At 66.8% G+C, this 23136-nt stretch carries 21 protein-coding genes and 1 pseudogene; 11 read left to right on the top strand and 11 right to left on the bottom strand.

The window, feature by feature from the left end; translation table 11 throughout:
- Positions 1 to 57 precede the first annotated feature (57 nt).
- Positions 58 to 1086, top strand: a complete 1029-nt coding sequence (locus WS89_RS27790) for a transporter (RefSeq protein ID WP_059499779.1) — start codon at positions 58 to 60, stop codon at positions 1084 to 1086.
- Positions 1087 to 1294: 208 nt separating this feature from the next.
- On the opposite strand, the gene WS89_RS27795 is transcribed toward WS89_RS27790, so the two are convergent.
- Positions 1295 to 3463: a M1 family metallopeptidase gene (locus tag WS89_RS27795; protein WP_059795202.1), complete on the bottom strand. Its 2169-nt coding sequence runs from the start codon at positions 3461 to 3463 to the stop codon at positions 1295 to 1297.
- A 644-nt stretch (positions 3464 to 4107) separates the two neighbouring features.
- On the opposite strand from WS89_RS27795, the gene WS89_RS27800 reads away from it, so the two are divergent.
- The 4 genes from WS89_RS27800 to WS89_RS27815 all read left to right on the top strand — a co-directional run bounded on the left by WS89_RS27800 (position 4108) and on the right by WS89_RS27815 (position 7338).
- Positions 4108 to 4602: an LEA type 2 family protein gene (locus WS89_RS27800; RefSeq protein WP_059499700.1), complete on the top strand. Its 495-nt coding sequence runs from the start codon at positions 4108 to 4110 to the stop codon at positions 4600 to 4602.
- Between the two features lie 154 nt (positions 4603 to 4756).
- Complete coding sequence (locus tag WS89_RS27805; RefSeq protein WP_059499699.1) at positions 4757 to 5089, top strand: YegP family protein; 333 nt, start codon at positions 4757 to 4759, stop codon at positions 5087 to 5089.
- 135 nt (positions 5090 to 5224) lie between these two features.
- Positions 5225 to 6358 (top strand): methyltransferase, encoded by a 1134-nt coding sequence (locus WS89_RS27810; RefSeq protein ID WP_059795205.1) that lies wholly within the window; start codon positions 5225 to 5227, stop codon positions 6356 to 6358.
- A gap of 89 nt (positions 6359 to 6447) precedes the next feature.
- Positions 6448 to 7338 carry a class I SAM-dependent methyltransferase gene (locus tag WS89_RS27815; protein ID WP_059499697.1) on the top strand — a complete coding sequence of 297 codons (891 nt, stop codon included), beginning with the start codon at positions 6448 to 6450 and terminating at the stop codon, positions 7336 to 7338.
- 51 nt (positions 7339 to 7389) lie between these two features.
- On the opposite strand, the gene WS89_RS27820 is transcribed toward WS89_RS27815, so the two are convergent.
- Together WS89_RS27820 and WS89_RS27825 are read right to left on the bottom strand one after the other, a co-directional pair.
- On the bottom strand, positions 7390 to 7962 hold the full coding sequence (locus WS89_RS27820) for a DUF1415 domain-containing protein (protein ID WP_034209813.1): 573 nt from the start codon (positions 7960 to 7962) through the stop codon (positions 7390 to 7392).
- A 76-nt stretch (positions 7963 to 8038) separates the two neighbouring features.
- Positions 8039 to 8659 (bottom strand): TetR/AcrR family transcriptional regulator, encoded by a 621-nt coding sequence (locus tag WS89_RS27825; protein WP_059795207.1) that lies wholly within the window; start codon positions 8657 to 8659, stop codon positions 8039 to 8041.
- A 217-nt stretch (positions 8660 to 8876) separates the two neighbouring features.
- On the opposite strand from WS89_RS27825, the gene WS89_RS27830 reads away from it, so the two are divergent.
- The 3 genes from WS89_RS27830 (at position 8877) to WS89_RS27840 (ending at position 12351) form a co-directional block, all read left to right on the top strand.
- Positions 8877 to 10160, top strand: a complete 1284-nt coding sequence (locus tag WS89_RS27830; protein WP_059499778.1) for an MFS transporter — start codon at positions 8877 to 8879, stop codon at positions 10158 to 10160.
- Positions 10161 to 10316: 156 nt separating this feature from the next.
- Entirely contained in the window at positions 10317 to 10922 is a 606-nt protein-coding gene (locus WS89_RS27835; protein WP_034209815.1) for a nitroreductase family protein, read from the top strand.
- 178 nt (positions 10923 to 11100) lie between these two features.
- Complete coding sequence (locus WS89_RS27840; RefSeq protein ID WP_059795212.1) at positions 11101 to 12351, top strand: Hsp70 family protein; 1251 nt, start codon at positions 11101 to 11103, stop codon at positions 12349 to 12351.
- Between the two features lie 98 nt (positions 12352 to 12449).
- Here the strand turns inward: WS89_RS27840 and WS89_RS27845 are convergent, their stop codons facing one another.
- Positions 12450 to 12653: a cold-shock protein gene (locus WS89_RS27845; protein ID WP_006477070.1), complete on the bottom strand. Its 204-nt coding sequence runs from the start codon at positions 12651 to 12653 to the stop codon at positions 12450 to 12452.
- Between the two features lie 419 nt (positions 12654 to 13072).
- On the opposite strand from WS89_RS27845, the gene WS89_RS27850 reads away from it, so the two are divergent.
- Entirely contained in the window at positions 13073 to 14671 is a 1599-nt protein-coding gene (locus WS89_RS27850) for an APC family permease (protein ID WP_059499694.1), read from the top strand.
- Positions 14672 to 14779: 108 nt separating this feature from the next.
- Here WS89_RS27850 and WS89_RS27855 read toward each other — a convergent pair whose 3' ends face one another.
- From WS89_RS27855 to WS89_RS27885, 7 genes and pseudogenes are all read right to left on the bottom strand, one after another.
- Positions 14780 to 15571, bottom strand: coding sequence for a DODA-type extradiol aromatic ring-opening family dioxygenase (locus WS89_RS27855; RefSeq protein ID WP_059795215.1), 792 nt, complete (start codon positions 15569 to 15571; stop codon positions 14780 to 14782).
- A 200-nt stretch (positions 15572 to 15771) separates the two neighbouring features.
- The gene (locus WS89_RS27860; RefSeq protein WP_059499692.1) at positions 15772 to 16368 is read right to left on the bottom strand and encodes a UbiX family flavin prenyltransferase; all 597 of its coding nucleotides are present in this window, start codon (positions 16366 to 16368) and stop codon (positions 15772 to 15774) included.
- A 22-nt stretch (positions 16369 to 16390) separates the two neighbouring features.
- Positions 16391 to 16702, bottom strand: coding sequence for a Grx4 family monothiol glutaredoxin (gene grxD / locus WS89_RS27865; protein ID WP_006477066.1), 312 nt, complete (start codon positions 16700 to 16702; stop codon positions 16391 to 16393).
- 67 nt (positions 16703 to 16769) lie between these two features.
- Positions 16770 to 17612, bottom strand: a complete 843-nt coding sequence (prmC, locus tag WS89_RS27870) for a peptide chain release factor N(5)-glutamine methyltransferase (RefSeq protein ID WP_059795218.1) — start codon at positions 17610 to 17612, stop codon at positions 16770 to 16772.
- 7 nt (positions 17613 to 17619) lie between these two features.
- Positions 17620 to 18702, bottom strand: a complete 1083-nt coding sequence (gene prfA / locus WS89_RS27875) for a peptide chain release factor 1 (protein WP_059499691.1) — start codon at positions 18700 to 18702, stop codon at positions 17620 to 17622.
- Positions 18703 to 18791: 89 nt separating this feature from the next.
- Positions 18792 to 20090, bottom strand: a complete 1299-nt coding sequence (hemA, locus tag WS89_RS27880; RefSeq protein ID WP_034209821.1) for a glutamyl-tRNA reductase — start codon at positions 20088 to 20090, stop codon at positions 18792 to 18794.
- A 26-nt stretch (positions 20091 to 20116) separates the two neighbouring features.
- Positions 20117 to 20862, bottom strand: a pseudogene (locus WS89_RS27885) (response regulator transcription factor).
- A 171-nt stretch (positions 20863 to 21033) separates the two neighbouring features.
- Here WS89_RS27885 and WS89_RS27890 point away from each other — a divergent pair.
- Together WS89_RS27890 and WS89_RS27895 are read left to right on the top strand one after the other, a co-directional pair.
- Positions 21034 to 21288: a hypothetical protein gene (locus WS89_RS27890; RefSeq protein ID WP_034209823.1), complete on the top strand. Its 255-nt coding sequence runs from the start codon at positions 21034 to 21036 to the stop codon at positions 21286 to 21288.
- Positions 21289 to 21306: 18 nt separating this feature from the next.
- Positions 21307 to 23121, top strand: coding sequence for an aminopeptidase P family protein (locus WS89_RS27895; protein WP_059499689.1), 1815 nt, complete (start codon positions 21307 to 21309; stop codon positions 23119 to 23121).
- Positions 23122 to 23136 lie beyond the last annotated feature (15 nt).

A 23136-nucleotide genomic window follows, 5' to 3' on the forward strand; every position in this document is an offset into this window, starting at 1 on the left:
CGCGGGCCCGCGACCCGCGATGTGCGGCGCGGCGCGCGCCGCACGACCTTCGACACGATGGACCTGATCGTACAGACTTACGGCGCCGATACGTCCGGCATGGTGTGTGGATTCCGCTTCGTTCCGGGCGGCGCCGGCACGATGCTCGATGCCGACGCGGCCGCCGCGTGGTTGCGCACGTGCCGCGAGCACGGCGCGGCCGCATCGGGCGATTTCGTCTGGCTGCATTTCAATCTCGCGCATGGCGCGAGCGAGCGCTGGATGCGCACGCATCTCGGGTTGCCCGACAGCTTCTTCGAATTCCTGCACGAAGGCTCGCGCTCGACGCGCATCGAGCAGGAGGACGGCGCGTTGCGCGCGATCGTCAACGACGTGATGTTCAATCTCGAGCTCACGCCGTCGGAGATCGCGACGCTGTTCGTCCACGTCGAACGGCGCATCATGGTGACCGCGCGGCTCAAGCCGCTGCGCTCGGTCGACACGCTGCGCGCGAGCGTGCGCGACGGCGAGCGGTTCCGGTCGCCCGCGGAACTGCTCGTGCACCTGCTGCGCGACCAGGCCGACCTGCTGATCCAGATCATGCGGCGCACGAGCGTCGATGTCGACCGCATCGAGGATCGTTTCCTCTCGCAGCGGCTCACGTCGAACCGCATCGAGCTCGGTGCGATGCGCCGCACGCTGACGCGCCTGCAGCGCATGCTCGCGCCGGAGCCGGGGTCGATCTTCCGGTTGCTCGCGAAGCCGCCCGCGTGGCTGCACACGGAGGACGTGCAGGAGCTGCGCGAGTCGACCGAGGAATTCTCGCTGGTGCTCGCCGACCTGGCGGGACTCAACGAGCGCATCAAGCTGCTGCAGGAAGAGATCGGTTCGCGCCTCGACGAACAGAACAACCGGACGCTGTTCACGTTGACGCTCGTCACCGTGATCGCGCTGCCGATCAACATCGTCGCCGGCTTCTTCGGGATGAACGTCGGCGGCGTGCCGTTCGCGGAGAACAAGCACGGCTTCTGGCTGATGGTGCTGCTCGTCGCGGGCTTCACCGCGCTGGCCGCGTGGTGGGCGTTCCGGCGCCGCGACGATCGCTAGCGCGGCATCGCGCGCTGCATCGCCGCAGCCGCGCGTTTCGCCCCGTGGTTCCCGCAGCCTGCGTGGGAAACGCCGCGTGGGCGAGACGGCGGGCCGAGGCGCCGCCGCATGAAAAAAGGGCCTCGCATGCGAGGCCCGTCAACAGGTCGGAGAAACCGGTACGCCGGCCGGCACCGCGGGTGGCGCGGCGCCGGCCGGAGCCGCACCGTTACTGCGTCACTACCTTGCGCGGCTTGAAGATGCCCTGGTATTGCCGTGCCGGGCGCTCCTTCGTCACCGGTTCGATGCCGCCGAAGGTCGGCGTCTGGCGCAGCTTCATCGCAGCCGGCGAAGCGACCGAGCCGATCGACGTCGAGCGCGAGGCCGGCGCGAGGTTGTTCGCGACGAGCAGCGCCGCTTCGCTCTTCAGGTTCGCCAGCAGCACCGGATCGGTCGAGCTGTTGACCTGCGTGAGCAGCCCGCTCCAGGCCGCGTCGCTGTAGTTCACGACGTAGTAGTCGAGCCCGCTCGGGTCGGCGACCACGCCCGTGCAGCCGTCGATCCGCGTCTGTGCCTGCGTATCCTTCAGCGCGAGCGTCGTGCGTTTCGCGAGCCCCTGGCCGTACGCGAGCGTGATCGGCACCGTCCACTGCAGGCCCGGATACGCGTTCTTGTTCGGGAACGGCTGCTGTTTCAGCGTGACGACCGTCTGGTTCTTCGTCAGGTCGCACTGCGTGTCGAGCGAGATCAGCGGCACGCCAGTCTGACGCACGTAGCTGTCGCCGATCGGGCCGACCGCCTGGCCGCTTTCCTTCGACAGCGCATCCCACAGACGCTTCGGCGTCCCGTTGCCGAACGAGTAGTCGACCAGGTACTGCTGCAGCCCCTTGCGCAAGGTCTGCTCGCCGAGATAGTTCTCGAGCGTCTTCAGCACGTGGCCGCCCTTGTCGTACGTGAACGCGCTGGCGCTCAGCACGAAGTCGTTCGACGCCCAGTCGTTGAAGTTCGGCGCGACCGGGAACGCGTTCGGGCCGATGTCACGATTGATCACGCGATACTTGTTCTTCACCTGGTCGAGCCAGCTGAACTCGTTGGGGAAGAACTGGATCGTGGTCTTCGTCTCGAAGAACGTCGCGAACGATTCGTTGAGCCACACGTTGTCCCACCAGTCGGTCGTCACGAGATCGCCGAACCACTGGTGCGCCACTTCGTGCGTCAGCACTTCGTTGCCGTAGTGCGACATCGGCTGGCCCGGCTGCGGCAGGATGTCGTCGGCGAACTCGAGGATCGAGCCCCAGTTCTCCATCCCGCCGAAGTTCAGGTCCTTCTGCTCCTTGAACGCGTCGTTCGCGGCCACCGTGTCGAACTTCGTGAGCGGCAGCGGGATGCCCGTGTAGCGGTAGTAGAAGTCGAGCGCCTGTTTGGTGCGGTCCATCGCCGGCTTCGCCCACTCGCTCATGCCCGGCGGCGTGAACACGCGCAGGTGCAGGCCGCCCTTGCCGCCCGGCAGCGGGCTCGTGAAATCGTCCTCGTAGGTGTCGAACATGCCGCCGCCGAAGAACAGCAGGTACGACGGCATCGGCGGGGTCTTCTCGAACTGCACGAGCTTGTAGCCGCCACCGACGTTGGTCGACGGCTTCTCGGCCGCGTTCGACACGACGCGCCAGCTTTGCGGCACTTCGGCCGTCACTTCATAGGTCGGGCGGAACGCCGGCTCGTCCCAGCCGGGGAACCATTGGCGCGACAGGTTGGTTTCGCCCTGCGTGAGGATCGCGCCGCTCGTCTTGCCGTCGGTGCCCTTCAGGTCGACGCGGAACACGCCTTCCGCGGCCGAGCAGCCCGGATACGGATCGTCGCCGCAGCTGCCGCCCGTGTGGTTGACCGGATCGTCATACGACTTGAAGTTGATGATGCCCGACCACTCCATGTGCAGCGAATAGTTGCCCGGCGCGATCGTGCCGGCGACGGGGCGCAACTGATAGAAGTCGCCCTTGTCCTGCGGCGTCGCGATCAGCTGGATGTTGCCCGGCTGCAGCGTGATGCGGCCGTTGGTGAACTTGATCCGGTGGCCGGCGACCACGATGTTGTTGACCGGCTTCAGCACCTTGATCTCGACGTCGGCGCGGCCGTCGAACGCGTTCAGCGCGTCGTTCGGGCGGAACCACAGCCGGTAGTTCACGGGCACGACGGTGTCCGGTAGTTCGACGGGAGAGACGCTCTTGTCGACATTGGATGCGCTCGGCGGCGCGGTGACGGCGGGCGACGAGCTCGTGTGCGGCGCGCCGGCGGAGCTGAGCGCGGAAGCGGAGCCTGCACCGCCGTCGTCGCCGCCGCACCCGGCGAGCGCGAGTGCGGCGACGAGCGGCAGATAACGCATCTTGCGAATATGGATCGACATGACTGAATCCTCGATTGTTGAAAGAATCGTTCAGTGCTGCGAAAACGCCGGCAAAAGCAATCCCCTCGCCGTTTAATCAACAGCGAAAAAATGCCAATGACGGATTATTCGAAAAAGACGGCGGCCGACTACGTGAAGGTAATCATGGTTTACTGCCCCCTCTGAATTTCCGGATATCGGTTAACTGGCCGGTTCAAAATGGCCGGGCGCGTGTTGTACTGAATTGATTTCGCGCGCACGACACGGGGCCGCACGCCCGGCGCGGGCGCGCAATCCCTTTGAACCGACGACCTACGGGGCTGGCCGGGCCAGTCCGCAGGACGGAGGGACAGCGTGTAGCCGTCCCGTAAATGCGCCGTCATGCGGCTTCAAGGTTTGTCGGCTTGCTCCAAGGATGCGTAAATATACTTGATGGTTTTGGGTAAAGGAAACGAAAAAATTAGAAAGCGCATCTATTGAATTCCTGGCGCTTCATTGAATGCTGAAAGGCATTAATGCGCTCTCCGTTCGACTGGAAATTTCGTAGTTTTAATCTATTAACGATCTTGCGGCGTCACGGAAACTACGAAATCCGGTGAAGGGCGGCACGATCGGTACAATGCAGCGACGACCCCGTTCATCGATTGCCGCGAGGAGGCTGTCCCATGCCGCGAGCCCTGTTCCGTATCGCGCCGTTGCGCGCCGTGCTGTTGCTGTTCGCCGCCGTGTTCCTGCTGGGTGGTTGCGCGGCGCTCACGCGTGAGCCTGTGCGCGTGTCGGTCGCCGGGCTCGACCCCTTGGTCGGGCAGGGCCTCGAGATGCGCTTCAGCCTGAAGTTGCGCGTGCAGAATCCGAACGATGCGCCCATCGACTACGACGGCATCTCGGTCGCGCTCGACCTGAACGGCACGCCGTTCGCAAGCGGCGTCAGCGACCGGGCGGGCACCGTGCCGCGGTTCGGCGAAGCCGTGCTCGACGTGCCGGTTTCGGTGTCGGCTTTCGCGGCCGCGCGGCAGGCGTGGAACCTGCCCGGCGCGGCCGCGAACGGCGAGCTACCGTATGCGCTGCGCGGCCGGCTCGCGGGCAGCGTGCTGGGCACCGTGCACTTCAGCGACGTGGGCACGCTGCGTCTGCCGGCCATGCCGGGGTGGGGCGGCTAGGTCGTCCGGTTGATGTGCAACGTCGGTCAAATGTGTCTGAAAATTCACCATTTAACAATATTTAACGCTTATCTCCGTGGAATATCGATTTTCGTCGGCGTGGGCTCTACACTTGACGATGTCCGAGGGTCGGACATTCTTTTAGGGGAAATCCATGGCGGCAAAATTCGAACTCAAGAAAGCCACGAACGGTCAGTACTACTTCCATCTGAAGTCGGCGAACGGCGAGATCATCCTCGCGAGCGAGCGGTACGAGGAGAAAAGCGGCGCGAAGAACGGGATCGCGTCCGTACGGGAAAACGCGCCGCTCGACGCGCGCTACGAACGGAAGCTCGCCCACAACGGTGAGCCCATGTTCAATCTGAAGGCGGCCAATCACCAGGTCATCGGCACGAGCGAGACGTACAGCAGCGAGCAGGCACGCGAGAACGGCATCGCGGCCGTCAAGCGCGACGCGCCCGTTGCGGAAACCTTCGATCTCGCCTGATTGACGGTTGCGCCGCGACGAACGCTTTCGGGCGGCCGTCGCGGCGCCTGTTTTGCCGGGTCGGGCAAAGCGCGGTATGGTGTGGTCCGCGCGGTGAATTCTCGCCGCCGTTGAAGCCAACCGTACCGAGTTCGCGTGACCGATTCCCCCGTTTTCCACTGGACCGACGCCGACGGCGTCGATCATGCCGTGCGCTGGCGCTCCGAAGCCGGCGTGCAACCGCCGAAGCGCGCGGTGTCTGCCGACGACCGCCTCACCGCCGACGCGGCCTACCGCCTCGCCTGCGAGGGCACCGCGCTCGTCTGGCAGGGCGACTTCCAGAATGCGCGCCAGCTTGTGCAGGCGATGGCGCGCCGTGTCGAACGCAAGCCGAAGAAGGCGAAAGCCGCGGCCGGCGTCGATGCGTTCAACCTGCATCGTCTCGCGCAATCGCAGCGCGCCCGCACGCTCGGCATGCTGCTGATCCCGCTCGACGCCGATTACACGATCCCGCTGCGCCGCGCGCCCGACGTGCGGGCGGCCTGCGAGGAGGCGTACGGCCCCGGCGGCGCGCCGTCGGTCGTGTCGCTGCGCGAACTGCTCGGCCTCGTCGGCGCGCACGAATGGCGCAAGAAGGGCGTGCCGATCCCGGCGCTCGGCGGCGCGCCGATCCATCCGCACTACGGCGTGTTCTCGCCGGTGCGCGGCGAATACGTGGCGCTCGTCGCGCGCGCGCCGCTACCGGCGACGTCGCTCGCGTTCGATATCGGCACGGGCACCGGCGTGCTGGCGGCGGTGCTCGCCGCGCGCGGCGTCGAGCGCATCGTCGCGACCGACCAGGATCCGCGCGCGCTGGCTTGTGCGCGTGAGAACGTCGCGCGGCTCGGGCACGCGGCCCGGGTCGATATCGTCGAAGCCGACCTGTTTCCGCCCGGCCGCGCGCCGCTCGTGGTGTGCAACCCGCCGTGGGTGCCGGCCCGGCCGAGCGCGCCGATCGAATACGCGGTCTACGACCCGGACAGCCGCATGCTGCGCGGTTTCCTCGCAGGGCTGGCCGCGCATCTGGAGCCGGGCGGCGAGGGCTGGCTGATCTTGTCCGATTTCGCCGAGCATCTCGGCCTGCGGCCGCGCGACACCTTGCTGCAGTGGATCGACGAAGCCGGCCTCGTCGTGCTCGGCCGTGACGACATCCGCCCCGCGCATCCGAAGTCGATGGACGCCGACGATCCGCTGCATGCGGCGCGTCGGGCCGAGGTCACGTCGTTGTGGCGGCTCGGCGTCCGGGCCTGAGCGCGTATTTTCGGTAAACTACCGCCATTCCTCACGAATTCCCGCCGCCGGGCCGTGGTCGACAGACCGTGGCCCGGCGCCGCTTCACGATGTCGAACAAGACCCACGAAATCCGTCCGGAGCAGTCCGTCGAGCTGCTGAAGGAACTGCACATCCTCACCCGCGACGGGAAGCTGAACCAGGACAGCCGCCGCAAGCTGAAGCAGGTCTACCATCTGTTTCAGTTCATCGAGCCGCTGCTCGCCGGCGTGCAGGCCGACAAAGGCAACGTGACGCTCGTCGATCACGGCGCCGGCAAGTCGTATCTCGGCTTCATCCTGTACGACCTGTTCTTCAAGCAGCAGCCGGGGCACGGCACGCCGGCGTTTGCGTCGCACGTGTACGGCATCGAGACGCGCGAGGAACTCGTCGCGCGCTCGACCGAACTCGCCGCGCGGCTCGGGTTCGGCGGCATGTCGTTCCTGAACCTGTCGGTCGCCGATTCGATCACGTCGCCGCGACTGCCCGAAACGGTCGATGTCGTCACCGCGCTGCACGCATGCGACACGGCGACCGACGACGCGATCCGCTTCGCGCTCGCGAAGCGCGCGCAGCACATCGTGCTGGTGCCGTGCTGCCAAGCGGAAGTCGCGGGTGTGCTGCGCAAGAACAAGGGCAAGTCGCTCGCGAATGCGCTGACCGAGGTATGGCGGCATCCGCTGCATACGCGCGAATTCGGCAGCCAGATCACCAACGTGCTGCGCTGCCTGCAGCTCGAAGCGCACGGCTACCAGGTCAGCGTGACCGAGCTGGTTGGCTGGGAGCATTCGATGAAGAACGAGCTGATCATCGCGCAGTACAAGAACCTGCCGCGCCGCAAGCCCGGCGAGCGGCTGACCGAGATCCTCGCGATGTTCGGGCTCGCCGAACTCAACCAGCGCTTCTTCGTCGCGCAAGCCGCCGCGGCGGGCGGCGGCGCCGTCGAGCCGGCCGAAGGCTGACGTGCGGCCGCGCGGGCATCGCGCCCGCGTCGCCCCACGTTGCACGCCGCGTCACACGTCGTCGCCCGGCCGGCGCATCCATTCGCGCCAGCCTTCGTGGCCGAGGCGGCGTAGCGTTTCCTGATTCTTTTCGTAGATCGCGGACGCGTCCGGGAACGCGTCGACCGCGCGCGCGATGCTGTCCTCGCGCAGCAGGTGCAGGATCGGATAGGGCGCGCGGTTCGTGTAGTTCTCGATGTCGTCGGGTTCGGCGCCTTCGAACTGGTATTGCGGATGGAAGCTCGCGATCTGCAGCACGCCGTCGAGCCGCAATTGCCGCACGAGCCGCTCGGCGAAGAACAGCGCATCGTTGTAGTCGACGAAATCGGCGAACGCGTGCGGGTAGATCACGAGCGTCGTATCGACCTGCCGCGGGTCCGCCGCTTCCAGCGCGCGCAGCTCGGTTTCGAGTTCGGCGAGCGCGTCTTCCAGCGTCGTCGCTTCGCTGATCGCGTAGCGCACCTGTTCCTTCACGTAGACGCTTTTCGCGAACGGGCACAGGTTGAGCCCGATCACCGCGCGCGCGAGCCAGTGCCGCGTGGCGGCGAGGATGTCGTCGTGCGAGTCGGGGCGGGTGTCGGTCATCGTGATGCCAGTCGGGCGAAAGGGCGAAGAGAGCGGCATTGTAGCGGGCGCGCCGGGGGCGAGCGCGCGCCGGCCGTCACGCGCAGGCGGCTTCGATCAACTGCGTGACGAGCGCGGGCGCAATGCCGATCGGCGTTTCGCCGTGCCGGTAGGTCTGGCTCGCCGCGTAGATGCCTTCGACCACCAGCGCGAGCGCATCGGCCAGCGCCTTCGGCTGTCGCGCGCCGGCGCCTTCGCAAAGCGCGATGAGCCGTTGCATCAGTTGCGCCTTGTTCTGCGCGACGCGTTCGCGCGCCGGGTGCGACGCATCCGGGAATTCGGCGGCGACGTTGACGAACGGGCAGCCGCGATAGTCCTTTTGCGTCGCCCGCTCGGCGAGATCGACGAAGTACTGGATCAACTGCGCCTTCGGCTGCCCCGGATGCTTCGCGGCGCTCGTGTCGAGCCGCTCGAAGAAGCACGCGTCCATCCGCTCCAGATACGCGAGAATCAGCTCGTCCTTCGACGAAAACTGGCGGTACAGGCTCATCTTGTTGACGCCCGCGCGCTCCACTACCGCCTCGACGCCGACCGTTCGCACGCCTTCCTTGTAAAACAGCTCCTCGGCGGCTCGCAGCAGGTGCTCCTGCGCGGTCGCGCCGTCGATCGGCCGGCGCGTGCGCCGCGCCAGCGGCTTGGCGACCTCGATGTCCGACATGATGACCCTCGACTTCGTGATGAATTGCTTGACATGTTACCGACTGGTAACTACGATCGCAACACACTTGTGACCGACCGGTAACAATGCCGGCCGGATCGACGGGAAAAATGCCAAGCATCGGCCCGGGTCAGCCGATGCAGCGTGCGGCGGAGGTGGCCTGGTTGGGGCGGAGCCGGTGCGACGACACCGGAGCCGCCAACTGGAGAACATGAAGATGAACTGGGCAGTGACACGAATCGGCGGGCGCTTCCATTACGGATGGCTCGCGGCGGCGGTGGTATTCCTGATCCTGCTGGCGGCGGCCGGCACGCGCGCGACGCCGAGCGTGCTGATGGTGCCGCTCGAGCGCGAGCTCGGCTGGAGCCGCGCGGCGATTTCGCTGGCGATTTCGGTGAACATCGCGCTGTACGGCCTGACGGGCCCGTTCGCGGCCGCCGCGATGCAGCGCTTCGGGCTGCGCCCGACGATCCTCACCGCGCTCGTGACGATGAGTGCGGGCGTCGCGCTGTCGTCGATGATGACGCAGAGCTGGCAGATGGTGCTGATCTGGGGGCTGATGGTCGGCTGCTCGACGGGCGTCGTCGCGCTGACGCTGTCCGCGACCTTCGTCACGCGCTGGTTCCATGCGCGGCGCGGCCTCGTGATGGGGATCCTGACCGCGAGCACGGCCACCGGCCAGCTCGTGTTCCTGCCGATGCTCGCGGCGATCGCGCAGCGCCACGGCTGGCGGCCGGTCGTGCTGGTCGTCGCGGTGGCGGCCGCGATCGTGATTCCGCTCGTCGCGTTCCTGCTGCCCGAGAGGCCGGCCGACGTGCAGTTGCGCCCGTACGGCGAGCCGGCCGATGCGCCGCCCGCGCCCGACGCGACGAAGGAGAACCCGCTCGCGGTCGCGTTCCGCACGCTGCTGACGGCGAGCCGCTCGCGCGACTTCTGGCTGCTGTTCTTCAGCTTCTTCATCTGCGGCGCGAGCACCAACGGCTATGTCGGCACGCACCTGATCGCGATGTGCAGCGACTACGGGATGACCGAAGTGCAGGGCGCGTCGCTGCTCGCGGCGATGGGCGTGTTCGACCTGTTCGGCACGACGCTGTCGGGGTGGCTGTCCGACCGTTACGACAACCGCGTGCTGCTCTTCTGGTACTACGGGCTGCGCGGGCTGTCGCTGATCTACCTGCCGCATGCGTTCGGGATCGATTTCTTCGGGCTGCCGCTGTTCGCGATGTTCTACGGGCTCGACTGGATCGCGACCGTGCCGCCCACCGTGCGGCTCGCGACCGACGTGTTCGGCAAGGCCGCGGCGCCGGTCGTGTTCGGCTGGATCGTCGCCGGCCACCAGCTCGGCGCGGCGTTCGCGGCGCTCGGCGCGGGGCTACTGCGCGCGAGCCTCGGCACTTATACGATCGCGTCGATGATCTCGGGCGGGTTGTGCATCGTCGGCGCGCTGATCGTGCTGCGGATCAACCGCGGCCCGTCGCGCGCGGCCGCGCAGGCAGCCTGATCGCGGCGGCCCGGCCGGCCGCACCCGCTGCGGCCGGCCATTGCACGTACGGAGATTTGCATAGCGCGGCAGCATCGGGCGCGCTGTCGCTCAAGCAGGTATGCTTGCGGTTCGCCGGGCGTTCGCGCCCCTTCATCGATGTCAGCGAGGAACCGCATGTCCGTCAAACCTGCTCCCACCACTGTTTCGATTCACGATCTGATCGCGGGCCGCTGGAGCCCGCGCGCGTATTCGGATGAACCCGTCAGCGCCGGCGATCTCCACGCGGTGCTCGAAGCGGCGCGCTGGGCGCCGTCCGCGTACAACGCGCAACCGTGGCGTTTCATCGTATTCGATCGCACCCAGGACGAAGACGCGTTCAAGCGCGCGTTTGCGACGCTGGTGCCGTTCAACCAGGGCTGGAATGCGCCGGCGCCGGTGCTGATCGCGGTCACCGCGCACACGTTGACGCCGAAGGGCGAGCCGGCGCCGACCGCGCTGTACGACGCCGGCGCCGCCGCGATGTCGCTGGTGCTGCAGGCGCACGCGCTCGGCCTCGCCGCGCACCAGATGAGCGGGTTCGACGCGAAGGCGTTCCGCGACGCGTTCGCGATTCCGGCGGACGTCGCGATCGTGTCGATCATCTCGCTCGGCCACTACGGCAACGTCGACAAGCTCGATCCCGTGCTGCGCGATCGCGAGAAGGCGCCGCGCACGCGCCATGCGATCGGCGAAGTCGTCTACGCGGGCGCGTGGAAGAAGAGCTTCGACACGGCAGCCTGACCCCGCAGGCGGGCGGGCTGCGTCGCGCATCCTGCCCGCGCATGTTCCCGGCGCGCCACGCCGCGCGCCGCCGCCCGTTGCGCGACACCGGTGGCCGACCCCGGTTGTGATCCCGCGGGCTTCATGTTAAAAAGCCCGTCCTTTCCGTTTTCGCGCCGGCCTGCTGCGGCAATTTCCCATGACTTACTGCGCGATCGATTTCGGCACGTCCAATTCCGCCGTGGCGCTGCCCGACGGCGATGGCATGCGCCTCGCGCCCGTCGAAGGCGACCACCTGACGCTGCCCACCGCGATCTTCTTCAACAACGACGAAGAGACGGTCGAGTACGGCCGGGCGGCGCTGGCCTCCTATATCGACGGTTTCGACGGCCGGCTGATGCGCTCGATGAAGAGCATCCTCGGCTCGCCGCTCGCGGAAACGACGACCGATCTCGGCGACGGCAGTGCGATCGCGTACACCGAAATCATCGCGCGCTTCCTGATGCACCTGAAGCGCAAGGCGGAAGCGCGCGCGGGCGCGCCGATCGGCCGCGCGGTGCTCGGCCGGCCGGTGTTCTTCGTCGACGACGATCCGCGCGCCGACCGCCTCGCCCAGGCTCAGCTCGAGGCGGCCGCGCAATCGGTCGGCTTCACGGACGTGCACTTCCAGTACGAACCGATCGCCGCCGCATTCGACTACGAATCGCGCCAGCCGACGGAGCGTCTGGTGCTCGTCGCCGACATCGGCGGCGGCACGTCCGACTTCTCGCTGGTGCGCGTCGGCCCGCAGCGGATGGCGCGGCTCGAGCGCAAGGACGACGTGCTCGCGCACCACGGCGTGCACGTCGCCGGCACCGACTACGACCGGCGTGTCGAGCTGGCGGCGATTCTGCCTGCATTCGGCTACCGTTCGCTCGACCCGGAAGGGCGCGAACTGCCGAACAAGATCTACTTCGATCTCGCGACCTGGCACCTGATCAACACCGTCTACACGCCGAAGCGGATCGGCGAGCTGAAGCTGATGAAGCACCTGTATCAGGATGTGCGGCAGTACGACCGGCTCACGAGCGTGGTCGAGCAGCGGCTCGGGCATGCGCTGATGGCGCGCGCGGAAGAAGCGAAGATCGGCGTCGCGGCGGGCGGGGAGACGATGATCGACCTGAACGACGTGGAAGAAGATCTGCTGATCGCGTTCGACGCGGATCGCCTCGTCGACGCGAGCCGGGACGATACCGCGCGCATCGTCGATGCCGCGCGCGAGACGGTGCGGCTTGCGGGTGTTGCGCCGCGCGATGTCGGTGCGCTGTATTTCACCGGCGGTTCGACGGGGCTCGCGTTCCTGTCGGGCGCGCTCGCCGGCGCGTTCCCGGATGCGCAGCCGGTGTTCGGCGATCGCCTCGCGAGTGTCGCGACGGGTCTCGGTATTCACGCGCAGCGACTGTTCGGCTGAATGGCGGGCCGTTACCGGTCGCCATGCAGGATGACCGGCGCCCAAAAGCAAAAAGCCCCGCCGAAGCGGGGCTTTTTTACACGAATGATCGCGCCAGCTTAGACCGGACGGATGTTCGCAGCTTGCAGACCCTTCGGGCCCGTCTTCACTTCGAATTCAACCTTCTGGTTTTCTTGCAGCGTCTTGAAGCCTTCGACGCGGATTTCCGAGAAGTGCGCGAACAGATCGTCGCCGCCGCCTTCCGGGGTGATGAAGCCGAAGCCCTTTGCGTCATTGAACCACTTGACGGTACCGGTTGCCATGTTACTTGTTCCTAAAAAAATAAAACGGGGCCGAAGCCCATGGTGTGCGGAAAATCAAGGAAGGGGTAATAGGACCAACCGGAGTACCGTTGATGGGCGAACTACGAAAGAACCAATTCACTCGCCACTTGAAATCCTGCGAAGTCCTTTATACGGCTAATCGGTCTGACGGTCAACCGTATTCCCATGCTCTCAGGGTTATTGCGGAGATCAGGTTTACAAAGCTTGCAAGCGATGCGAATTTTTTGTAGGGGCCGATCGATTTTGGCGCCACGTTCGAGGTGCAACCGTTAAACTACGCGCCGCGTGGACGGGTTGCCCCGATCGGGTGACCCTCCCCCCAAGAATGCGTGCGCGGTGCGGTCCGAGCCGATCCCGGACCGCCGGCCGACCATGCTTTTTGAGACACAGGAGAGGATGTGAAGAGTTCTATTCAACGGAACATCGGCCCGTTTGCATTGATGCTGACGGGGCTGGGTTCGATTATCGGCTCGGGCTGGCTGTTCGGTGCCTGGAAGGCCGCGAAGATTGCCGGTCCGGCGGCGATCTGCGCATGGATCATCGGCGCTGTCGTGATTCTCGCGATTGCGCTGACGTATGCGGAACTGGGCGCGATGTTCCCGGAGTCGGGCGGCATGGTGCGCTACGCGCGTTACTCGCACGGTTCGCTGGTGGGCTTCATCAGCGCATGGGCCAACTGGATCGCGATCGTATCCGTGATCCCGATCGAGGCCGAAGCGTCGATCCAGTACATGAGCACGTGGCCGTATCCGTGGGCGCATGCACTGTTCGTGAACGGTGAATTGCAGACGCTCGGCCTGCTGCTGTCGGCCGTGCTGGTCGTCGTCTACTTCATGCTGAACTACTGGGGCGTCAAGGCCTTCGCGCGGGCGAACACCGCGATCACGATCTTCAAGTTCCTGATCCCCGGCCTGACGATCCTCGGCCTGATGCTGACGAGCTTCCACTCGGAGAACCTCGGCACCGCGTCGAGTACGAGCTTCGCGCCGTACGGCTGGTCGGCCGTGCTGACCGCGGTCGCGACGAGCGGCATCGTGTTCGCGTTCAACGGCTTCCAGAGCCCGGTGAACCTGGCCGGCGAAGCGCGCAACCCGGCGCGCAGCGTGCCGTTCGCGGTGATCACGTCGATCCTGCTCGCGCTCGTGATCTACGTGCTGCTGCAAATGGCGTATATCGGTTCGGTGGACCCGGCCGACGTCGCGAAGGGTTGGGCGCACTTCAACTTCTCGTCGCCGTTCGCGGAACTCGCGATCGCGCTGAACCTGAACTGGCTCGCGGTCCTGCTGTATGTCGACGCGTTCATCAGCCCGAGCGGTACCGGTACGACCTACATGGCGACGACCACCCGCATGATCTACGCGATGGAGCGCAACAACACGATGCCGAAGATGTTCGGCAACGTGCACCCGATCTACGGCGTGCCGCGCCAGGCGATGTGGTTCAACCTGCTCGTGTCGTTCGTCTTCCTGTTCTTCTTCCGCGGCTGGAGCTCGCTCGCGGCGGTGATCTCGGTCGCGACGGTGATCTCGTACCTGACCGGCCCGATCAGCCTGATGGCGCTGCGCCGTTCGGCGACCGACATCGAGCGTCCGCTGTCGATTCCGCTGATGAAACTGATCGCGCCGTTCGCATTCGTGTGCGCGTCGCTGATCCTGTATTGGGCAAAGTGGCCGCTGACGGGCGAAATCATCCTGCTGATGATCGTCGCGCTGCCGGTGTATTTCTACTTCCAGGCGAAGTCGGGCTGGACCGGCTGGGGCGCCGACCTGAAGGCCGCATGGTGGCTGGTCGCGTATCTGCCGACGATGGCCGTGCTGTCGCTGATCGGCAGCAAGGAATTCGGGGGTTACGGCATGCTGCCGTACGGCTGGGACATGCTGGTCGTCGCGGCAATCTCGCTGGTGTTCTACTTCTGGGGCGTGAATACCGGTTACCGGACCCAGTATCTCGACGAGCGCGAGTCGCACGACGAGATCCTCGAAGGGGTCGGTGTCTGACGGCTGACCTGTCGCCGGATTCGGCGGCGGCAGGATGCAGGGATAAAAGAAGCCCGCCCGAGCGATGCCCGGGCGGGCTTTTTGCTGGCCCGACGGTTGCGCCGCGGCTCAGGCGCCGGCGCTCGCGAACACGTAGTTCGTCATCGCGAGCACGCGCTGGTAGGTGCCGAGCGACTGGATGCCGAGCCGGTAGTCGTCGTCCGCCGCGCCGAGCGCCGCGAAGACCGGCAGCAGGTGCTCGTCGGTCGGATGCATCAGCGCCGCGTGCGGCGCCTGCCGACGGTAGTCGAGCAGCGCGTCGACGTCGCGCGCGGCAAGCTTCGCCTCGAACCAGTCCGTGAATTCCGCGACGCGCGGGTCAGCATCCTCGGGCGCCGCGCCGAAATCGGCGGCGCGCAGGTTGTGCGTGATCTGGCCCGAGCCGATCACCATCACGCCGTCGTCGCGCAGCGGCCGCAGCGCGCGGCCGAGCGCGAAGTGATGCGCGGCGTCCGCGCGCGGCTGGATCGACAGTTGCGCGACCGGCACGTCGGCTTCCGGAAACATCAGCAGCATCGGCACCCACGCGCCGTGATCGAGGCCGTGTTCGGTCGTCGCGGTTGCGATGCCGGCCGCGTTCAGCAGCGCGGCCGCGCGCTCGGCGACGTCGGGCGCGCCCGGTGCCGGATAGCGGATGTCGTACAGCGCCTGCGGGAAACCGTAGAAGTCGTGAATCGTGTCCGGATGCGCGGCGACGCTCGCGACCGGCTGTTGCGTGCCCCAGTGGGCGGACAGCATCAGCACCGCGCGCGGGCGCGGCAGTTCGGCGCCGAGGTGCGCGAACGCGCCGGACGGCAGCGCCGGGTCGATCGGCAGCGTCGGGGCGCCGTGGGACAGGTACAGCGAAGGCAAGCGGTTCATGGTGGTGACCTGCAAAAGGGTTTGCCTGTGACTATAGGCGCGCACCGTGCATTGATAAATCGGCGAACGGGAATTTGATTGACGCGTGTCCGTTGATAATCGTGGTGACGGCGGTCAGCCGAATGCCGATTCGCATCCGAAGGCGGGAAATCGGCGGAATTGCCGCTCAGATCGGGGAGATGCGCTCAAAAGCGGCGTGGTTACTGCGCGTGCCGAATGCCGGCCCACGGTGTCGTGAGCGGCGCGCTGAGCGCGAAGAGGTCGAGGACGCGCGTGACGGTCTGGTCGACGAGTTCCTCGATCGTCTTCGGCATCGCATAAAACGCCGGCAGCGGCGGAAAGACGATGCCGCCCATTTCGGTGACGGCGGTCATGTTGCGCAGATGCGCGAGGTTGAACGGCGTTTCGCGCACCATCAGCACCAGACGGCGGCGTTCCTTCAGGGTAACGTCGGCCGCGCGCGTGATCAGGTTGTCGGACAGCCCGTGCGCGACGCTCGCGAGCGTCTTCATCGAGCAGGGTGCGATCACCATGCCGTCGGTCGCGAACGAACCCGACGCGATCGTCGCGCCGACGTCGCGCACCGAATGCACGACGTCCGCACGGCTTTCGACATCGGCTTTCGGCAGCTTCAGTTCATGCTGGATGTTGAGCCAGCCGGCGTTCGAAATCAGCAGGTGCGTTTCGACGCCGCCGGCGGCGCGCAGCAGGTCGAGCAGCCGCACACCGTAAATCGCGCCGGTGGCGCCGGTGATCGCGACGATCAGCCGGCGTGGCGGCACGCTGGGAGATGCCATCGAAAGGGGGCGGGTGCCGCGTTTAAGCGGCGGCGAACAGTTGCTGCAGTTCGCCCGACTGGTACATCTCCATCATGATGTCCGAGCCGCCGATGAATTCGCCCTTCACGTAGAGCTGCGGGATGGTCGGCCAGTTCGAGAATGCCTTGATGCCCTGGCGGATTTCGTCGTCCTCGAGCACGTTGACCGTCTTGAACTGGTCGACGCCGCAGGCCTTCAGCACCTGCACGGCGCGGCCCGAGAAGCCGCACATCGGGAATTGCGCGTTGCCCTTCATGAAGAGCACGACCTGATTTTCGTCGACGATTTGCTTGATACGTTGTTGGGTGTCCATGACTGACCTTGCGTTTGCGGGGCGTTAGATCGAAATGATAGCGGATTTCAACCGGGCGGGCCGGGCGTTAGCCCGGCAGGCGGCCACCGGTCGTGCGTTCGATGGCGGCGAGATCGGCGCGCGATTCGACCGCGACGAAGCCGTGCGACGCCAGTATCGCGCGGACGGCTTCGGCTTGGTCGTAGCCGTGCTCGATCCAGAGCGTGCCGCCCGGTTTCAGATAGGCGCCGGCGCCCGCGACGATCGTGCGGATCGCGCTGAGGCCGTCGGCATCGTCGGTGAGCGCGCCGCGCGGCTCGAAACGCAGGTCGCCTTGTCCGAGGTGCGGATCGTGCTGCGCGATGTACGGCGGGTTGCTGACGATCGTATCGAACGCGAGCGCGGGATCGAACGCCGCGTACCAGTCGCTCTGCAGCCAGTGCAGCGGGCCGCCGGGGCGCGGCGTGCCGAGCAGCTTGTCGGCATTGCGTTGCGCGACCGCAAGCGCGTCGGGCGAACGGTCGAGCGCCCACACGCGCACATCGGGACGCTCGGCCGCGATCGACACGGCGATCGCGCCGCTGCCGGTGCCGAGATCGAGCACGGCTGCGTGCGGCAGCCCGTCGATCGCATCGAGCGCGGCTTCGACGAGCAGCTCGGTTTCGGGGCGAGGGATCAGCACGTCGGGCGTCACCTCGAACGGGCGGCCGAAGAACTCGCGCATCCCCACCAATTGCGCGACGGGCTCGCCGGCGATGCGCCGCGCTTCGAGCGCGCGGTAGCGTTCGACCGCGGCGGCGTCGAGCGGCGCGTCGCCGCGCGTGATCAGTTGCGTGCGGGTCCAGCCAAGCGCGTGCGCGAGCAGCACGCGTGCATCGACCGGGTCGAGCGGCGAGGCGCGCAGCAGCGCGTCGGCGGTGGTGTCGGACATCGCGGCCTCAGTCGGCTTCGCCGAGCGACGCGAGCAGCTCGGCTTGGTGCTCGGTGACGAGCGCGCCGATCAGTTCGTCGAGATCGCCGTCCATGATCGCCTCGAGCCGGTACAGCGTCAGGTTGATCCGGTGGTCGGTCATCCGGCCCTGCGGGAAGTTGTACGTGCGGATCCGCTCCGAACGGTCGCCGGAGCCGATCAGGCTCTTGCGCGTCGCCGCTTCCTTCGCATGCTGCTCGTGATACTGCTTGTCCTTGATGCGCGCGGCGAGCACCTTCAGCGCGCGATCCTTGTTCTTGTGCTGCGAGCGGTCGTCCTGGCATTCGACGACGATCCCGGTCGGCAGGTGCGTGACGCGCACCGCCGAATCGGTCTTGTTGATGTGCTGGCCGCCCGCGCCGGACGCGCGGAACGTGTCGATGCGCAGGTCGGCCGGATTGATCTCGACCTCGCCGATCTCGTCGGCTTCCGGCATCACGGCGACCGTGCACGCGGACGTATGGATGCGCCCCTGCGTCTCGGTGGCCGGCACGCGTTGCACGCGATGGCCGCCCGATTCGAACTTCAGGCGCGAATACGCGCCCTGGCCCGCGATCCGCACGATCACTTCCTTGTAGCCGCCGAGGTCCGACGCGCTTTCCGACATCATTTCGACCTGCCAGCGCTGGCGTTCCGCGAAGCGCAGGTACATGCGCAGCAGGTCGCCCGCGAACAGCGCCGATTCGTCGCCGCCCGTGCCGGCACGGATTTCGAGGAAGATGTTGCGGTCGTCGTTCGGGTCCTTCGGCAGCAGCATCTTCTGCAGCTCGGTCTCGAGGCGCGCCATGTCCTCGCGCGCGCTGCGGATTTCGTCTTCCGCGAAATCGCGCATCGACGGATCGGCGAGCAGTTCCTGCGCGGCCGTCTCGTCGCTGCGCGACTGGCGCCATAACGCGTATTGCTCGACGACCGGGCCGAGTTCCGCATGTTCGCGTGTCAGCTTGCGGTACTGGTCGAGGTCGGCCGTGACGTTTTCGCGGCTCAGCAGGTCGTTCAGTTCGGCCAGCCGTGTGGAAAGCTGGTCGAGCTTGCGTTGCATGCTCGTCTTCATGGTGTGGAGCGGCGCTCCCGGGCAAGGGGTATTCGGAAAGGATAGACCGGCGGCAGAACGACGACCGGCCGGCGGCAGGGCGAGCGGCGCTAGTGGCCGGACGGGTCGTTCGAGCGTGGCGCGTGCTGGTAGAAGCCGCGCATCAGGTCGATCAGCGAATCGCGATCGGCGCCGTTGACGCGGTTGAGCGCGCTCGTCGGGCCGTGGATCAGCTTGTTGGTCAGCGCCTGCGAAAGCGCTTCGAGCACGGCCGCCGGATCGTCGCCGCGCGCGAGCAGCTTCTGCGCCTTCTCGACTTCGGCCCGGCGCAGCGCGTCGGCCTGCGTATGCATGTGACGGATCACCGGCACGACGCTGCGCGTGTCGAGCCATTGCATGAAATTCTGCACGCGCGTCTCGATGATCGCTTCGGCCTGGGCGACCGCGGCCTGGCGCGATGCATTGCCTTCGCGCACGATCGCGCCGAGATCGTCGACGGTGTAGAGGAACACGTCCTTCAGCTTGCCGACTTCGGGCTCGATGTCGCGCGGCACCGCGAGGTCGACCATGAAGATCGGACGGTGGCGGCGCGCCTTCACCGCGCGCTCGACCGCGCCGAGGCCGATGATCGGCAGCGTCGATGCGGTGCACGACACGATGATGTCGAATTCGTGCATGCGGGTGGGCAGATCGGCCAGCGGCATCGCGCGGCCGTTGAAGCGTTCGGCGAGCCGCTGGCCGCGTTCGGCCGTACGGTTCGCGACGACGAGTTCGCGCGGGCCTTGCGCGGCGAAGTGCGTCGCGCACAGCTCGATCATTTCGCCGGCGCCGATGAACAACACGCGCTGATCCGACACCTTTTCGAAGATCCGCTGCGCGAGGCGAACCGCGGCGGCGGCCATCGACACCGACTGCGTGCCGATTTCGGTCGTACCGCGCACTTCCTTCGCGACCGCGAACGTGCGCTGGAACAACTGGTTCAGATAGGTGCCGAGCGCGCCGGCTTCCGTCGCGGTGCGAACGGCATCCTTCATCTGGCCCAGAATCTGGGTTTCACCGAGCACCATCGAATCGAGGCCGGAGGCGACGCGGAACGCGTGCCGGACCGCTTCCGACTGCGGCAGCGCATAGACGTGCGGCGCGAGCTCGTCGACCGGAATCCGGTGGTATTCCGACAACCAGCGGATCGCGCCTTCGCGGGCCGCGCGATCGTCGGTCGCGCAATACAGTTCGGTGCGGTTGCAGGTGGAGAGGATCGCCGCTTCGGGCGTATTGGGCGCCTGCGGGCCGAGAAACACGTTCTTGAACGTAACGAGAGCCGGTTTGATTTGCTCGAGCGGAAACGCCACGCGTTCGCGCAGGGCGACAGGCGCAGTGTGGTGATTGATTCCGATCGTGAGGAGTTGCATATCGAGGGCTATCGTTTAGCCCCATATTATAGCGTTTCGGCGATTTCCTCACTCGCCGCATACCGGGCATCGGCGTGGCGCGGCCGCGAATTTGGGGGCTCGATCGGTACGCGGTCGAGCTGATAGCCGAAGCCGTAGAGCGGCAACAGCTGGTAGCCGCGCTCCGGAAGCAACTGCAATTTGCTGCGCAGCCGGGACGCGTGCGTGTCGAGCGTGCGCGACTTCATGTCGCGGCGGCGTGCCCATACCGTTTCCAGGATGTGCGCGCGCGACACGGGTCGCGACAGGTTCGTGAACAGCAATTGTGCGAAACGGAACTCTTTCGGCGTGAGTGAAACGATTGCGTCGCCGAAACGCACGAGACAATGCGTGGCGTCGAACGCGTATTCGCCATACATTTCGCGCGAGCGGGTGGGCGCCCGCCGTACGCCGGCGCGCCGGCTCAGTGCGTTGACGCGCGCGAGCAGTTCGGGCCCGCTCACCGGGCGCACGAGGCAATCGTCGGCGCCGGCGTGCAGGCACGACACGATTTCGCTTTCGCGCGCCGACTGCATCACCGCGATGGCCGGCAACCCGGGCAGGACCGCCTGCGCGCGCGGGATGACTTCCTGCGCCGGCTGGTGACCAGCATGTCGCAGGTGTTGTCGGCAGCGAGCCACTCGAAGAATGCGGTGCTGGACGAAAACGCATGGCACACGTGGCCGCCCGCGAAGAGCAGGCGGTTCAGGAGTGCGGTATGACGCGATTCCGGATCGATCAGAGCGATTCGCATGAGGATTTCTTCAATACGGCAGCCGGTGTGCGCTTGCCATAACGTCGAGTCGGCCCCTACACTCGAATGTTCGCGGCGCCCGGCTGGTCTCGGGTTCGATGGATGAATCGATGCTAGCCGCTGGCAGCGTTCACGCCTATGGGACGAATCTGAATTTATAGAAGGCGTTGAATGAACTGGTTTGGAATCCTTGTCCTGGGAGCGGCCGTCGGGCTGTTCGGCCGCTGGCTGCATCCGCTGCGGCGCACGGGCCGGCCGGCGTGGTGGATCGCGGTGCTCGTCGGCATCGTGGGCGCGGCCGCCGCCCGCATGGTCGGCAATCTCTCGGGACTGTTTTACGATGGCGAGACGCTCGAATGGCCGGTCTGCACCGGCGTCGCGTTCCTCGCCGTAGCCGTGACGGTCGCGCTGTCGGCCCGTCGCTGAATGCTCTCAGGTGAAATCATGAATGCCCGTCTCCCCGAAGTCTCGCCGGTGCCGGCCCGTCTCGCGCTGCTGCGCGACGCCATGGCGCGCGAGAATCTGGCCGCCTATCTCGTGCCGTCCGCCGATCCCCACTTGTCCGAATACCTGCCCGAGCGCTGGCAGGCGCGCCGCTGGCTGTCCGGCTTCACGGGCTCGGTCGGCACGCTGGTCGTGACCGCGGATTTCGCGGGGCTGTGGGTCGACAGCCGCTACTGGGTGCAGGCCGATGCCGAACTGGCGGGCACGGGCGTGCAGTTGATGAAGATGACGGGCGGGCAGCAGAGCGCACCGCACGTCGACTGGCTCGCGCGGAACGTGGCGGCCGGCGCGACGGTTGGGGTCGACGGCGCCGTGCTCGGCGTTGCGGCCGCGCGCGGGTTGACGGCCGCGCTGAGCGCGCGCGGCATCGCGCTGCGTACCGACGTCGACCTGCTCGATGCGATCTGGCCGGAGCGGCCGGGGCTGCCCGGGGACGCGGTATTCGAGCACGTCGCGCCGCAGGCCGACACGACGCGCGCGAGCAAGCTCGCCGACGTGCGCCGCGCGATGCACGCGCAGGGCGCGCAATGGCACTTCGTATCGACGCTCGACGATCTCGCGTGGCTGTTCAACCTGCGCGGCGCCGACGTCAACTTCAATCCGGTGTTCGTTGCGCACGCAATGATCGGCACCGATCGCGCGACGCTGTTCGTCGCCGACGGCAAGGTGCCGCCGGCGCTGGCCGCGTCGCTCGCGCAGGATGGCGTCGACGTCCGCGCCTATGACGCCGCGCGTGCGTCGCTCGCGGCGCTGCCCGACGGCGCGACGCTGCTGATCGACCCGCGCCGCGTGACGTTCGGCACGCTCGAGGCCGTGCCGGCCGGCGTGAAGCTTATTGAGGCCGTGAATCCGTCGACGTTCGCGAAGTCGCGCAAGACGTCCGCCGAGATCGAGCACGTGCGCGTGACGATGGAGCACGACGGCGCCGCGCTCGCGGAATTCTTCGCGTGGTTCGAACAGGCCGTCAATCGCGAGACGATCACCGAGCTGACGATCGAGGAAAAACTCACGGCCGCGCGCGCGCGCCGCCCCGGCTACGTGTCGGCGAGCTTCGCGACGATCGCCGGCTTCAACGCGAACGGCGCGATGCCGCACTACCATGCGACGCGCGAGTCGCACGCGACGATCGCCGGCGACGGGCTGCTGCTGATCGATTCGGGCGGCCAGTACATGACGGGCACGACCGACATCACGCGCGTCGTGCCGGTCGGCACCGTCAGCGACCTGCAGCGGCGCGATTTCACGATCGTGCTGAAATCGATGATGGCGCTGTCGCGCGCCCGCTTCCCGCGCGGCATCCGCTCGCCGATGCTCGACGCGATCGCGCGTGCGCCGATGTGGGCGGCCGGGCTCGACTACGGCCACGGCACCGGGCATGGCGTCGGGTACTTCCTGAACGTGCACGAAGGGCCGCAGGTTATCTCGCACTATGCGCCGGCCGAGCCGTACACGGCGATGGAAGAGGGGATGATCACGTCGATCGAGCCGGGCGTGTACCGTCCGGGCCAGTGGGGCGTCCGGATCGAGAACCTGGTCGTGAACCGTGCGGCCGGGCAGACGGAATTCGGCGATTTCCTCGCGTTCGAGACGTTGACGCTGTGCCCGATCGACACGCGCTGCGTGCTCATCGAGATGCTGCACGACGAAGAGCGCGCGTGGCTGAACACGTATCACGCGACAGTGCGCGAGCGCGTCGGCCGGCACCTGAGCGGGGACGCGAAGGCGTGGCTCGATGCGCGCACGCAGCCGATCTGACGCAACGCGCGGTAA

Source organism: Burkholderia sp. MSMB1072, from assembly GCF_001524725.1.
GTDB lineage: Bacteria > Pseudomonadota > Gammaproteobacteria > Burkholderiales > Burkholderiaceae > Burkholderia.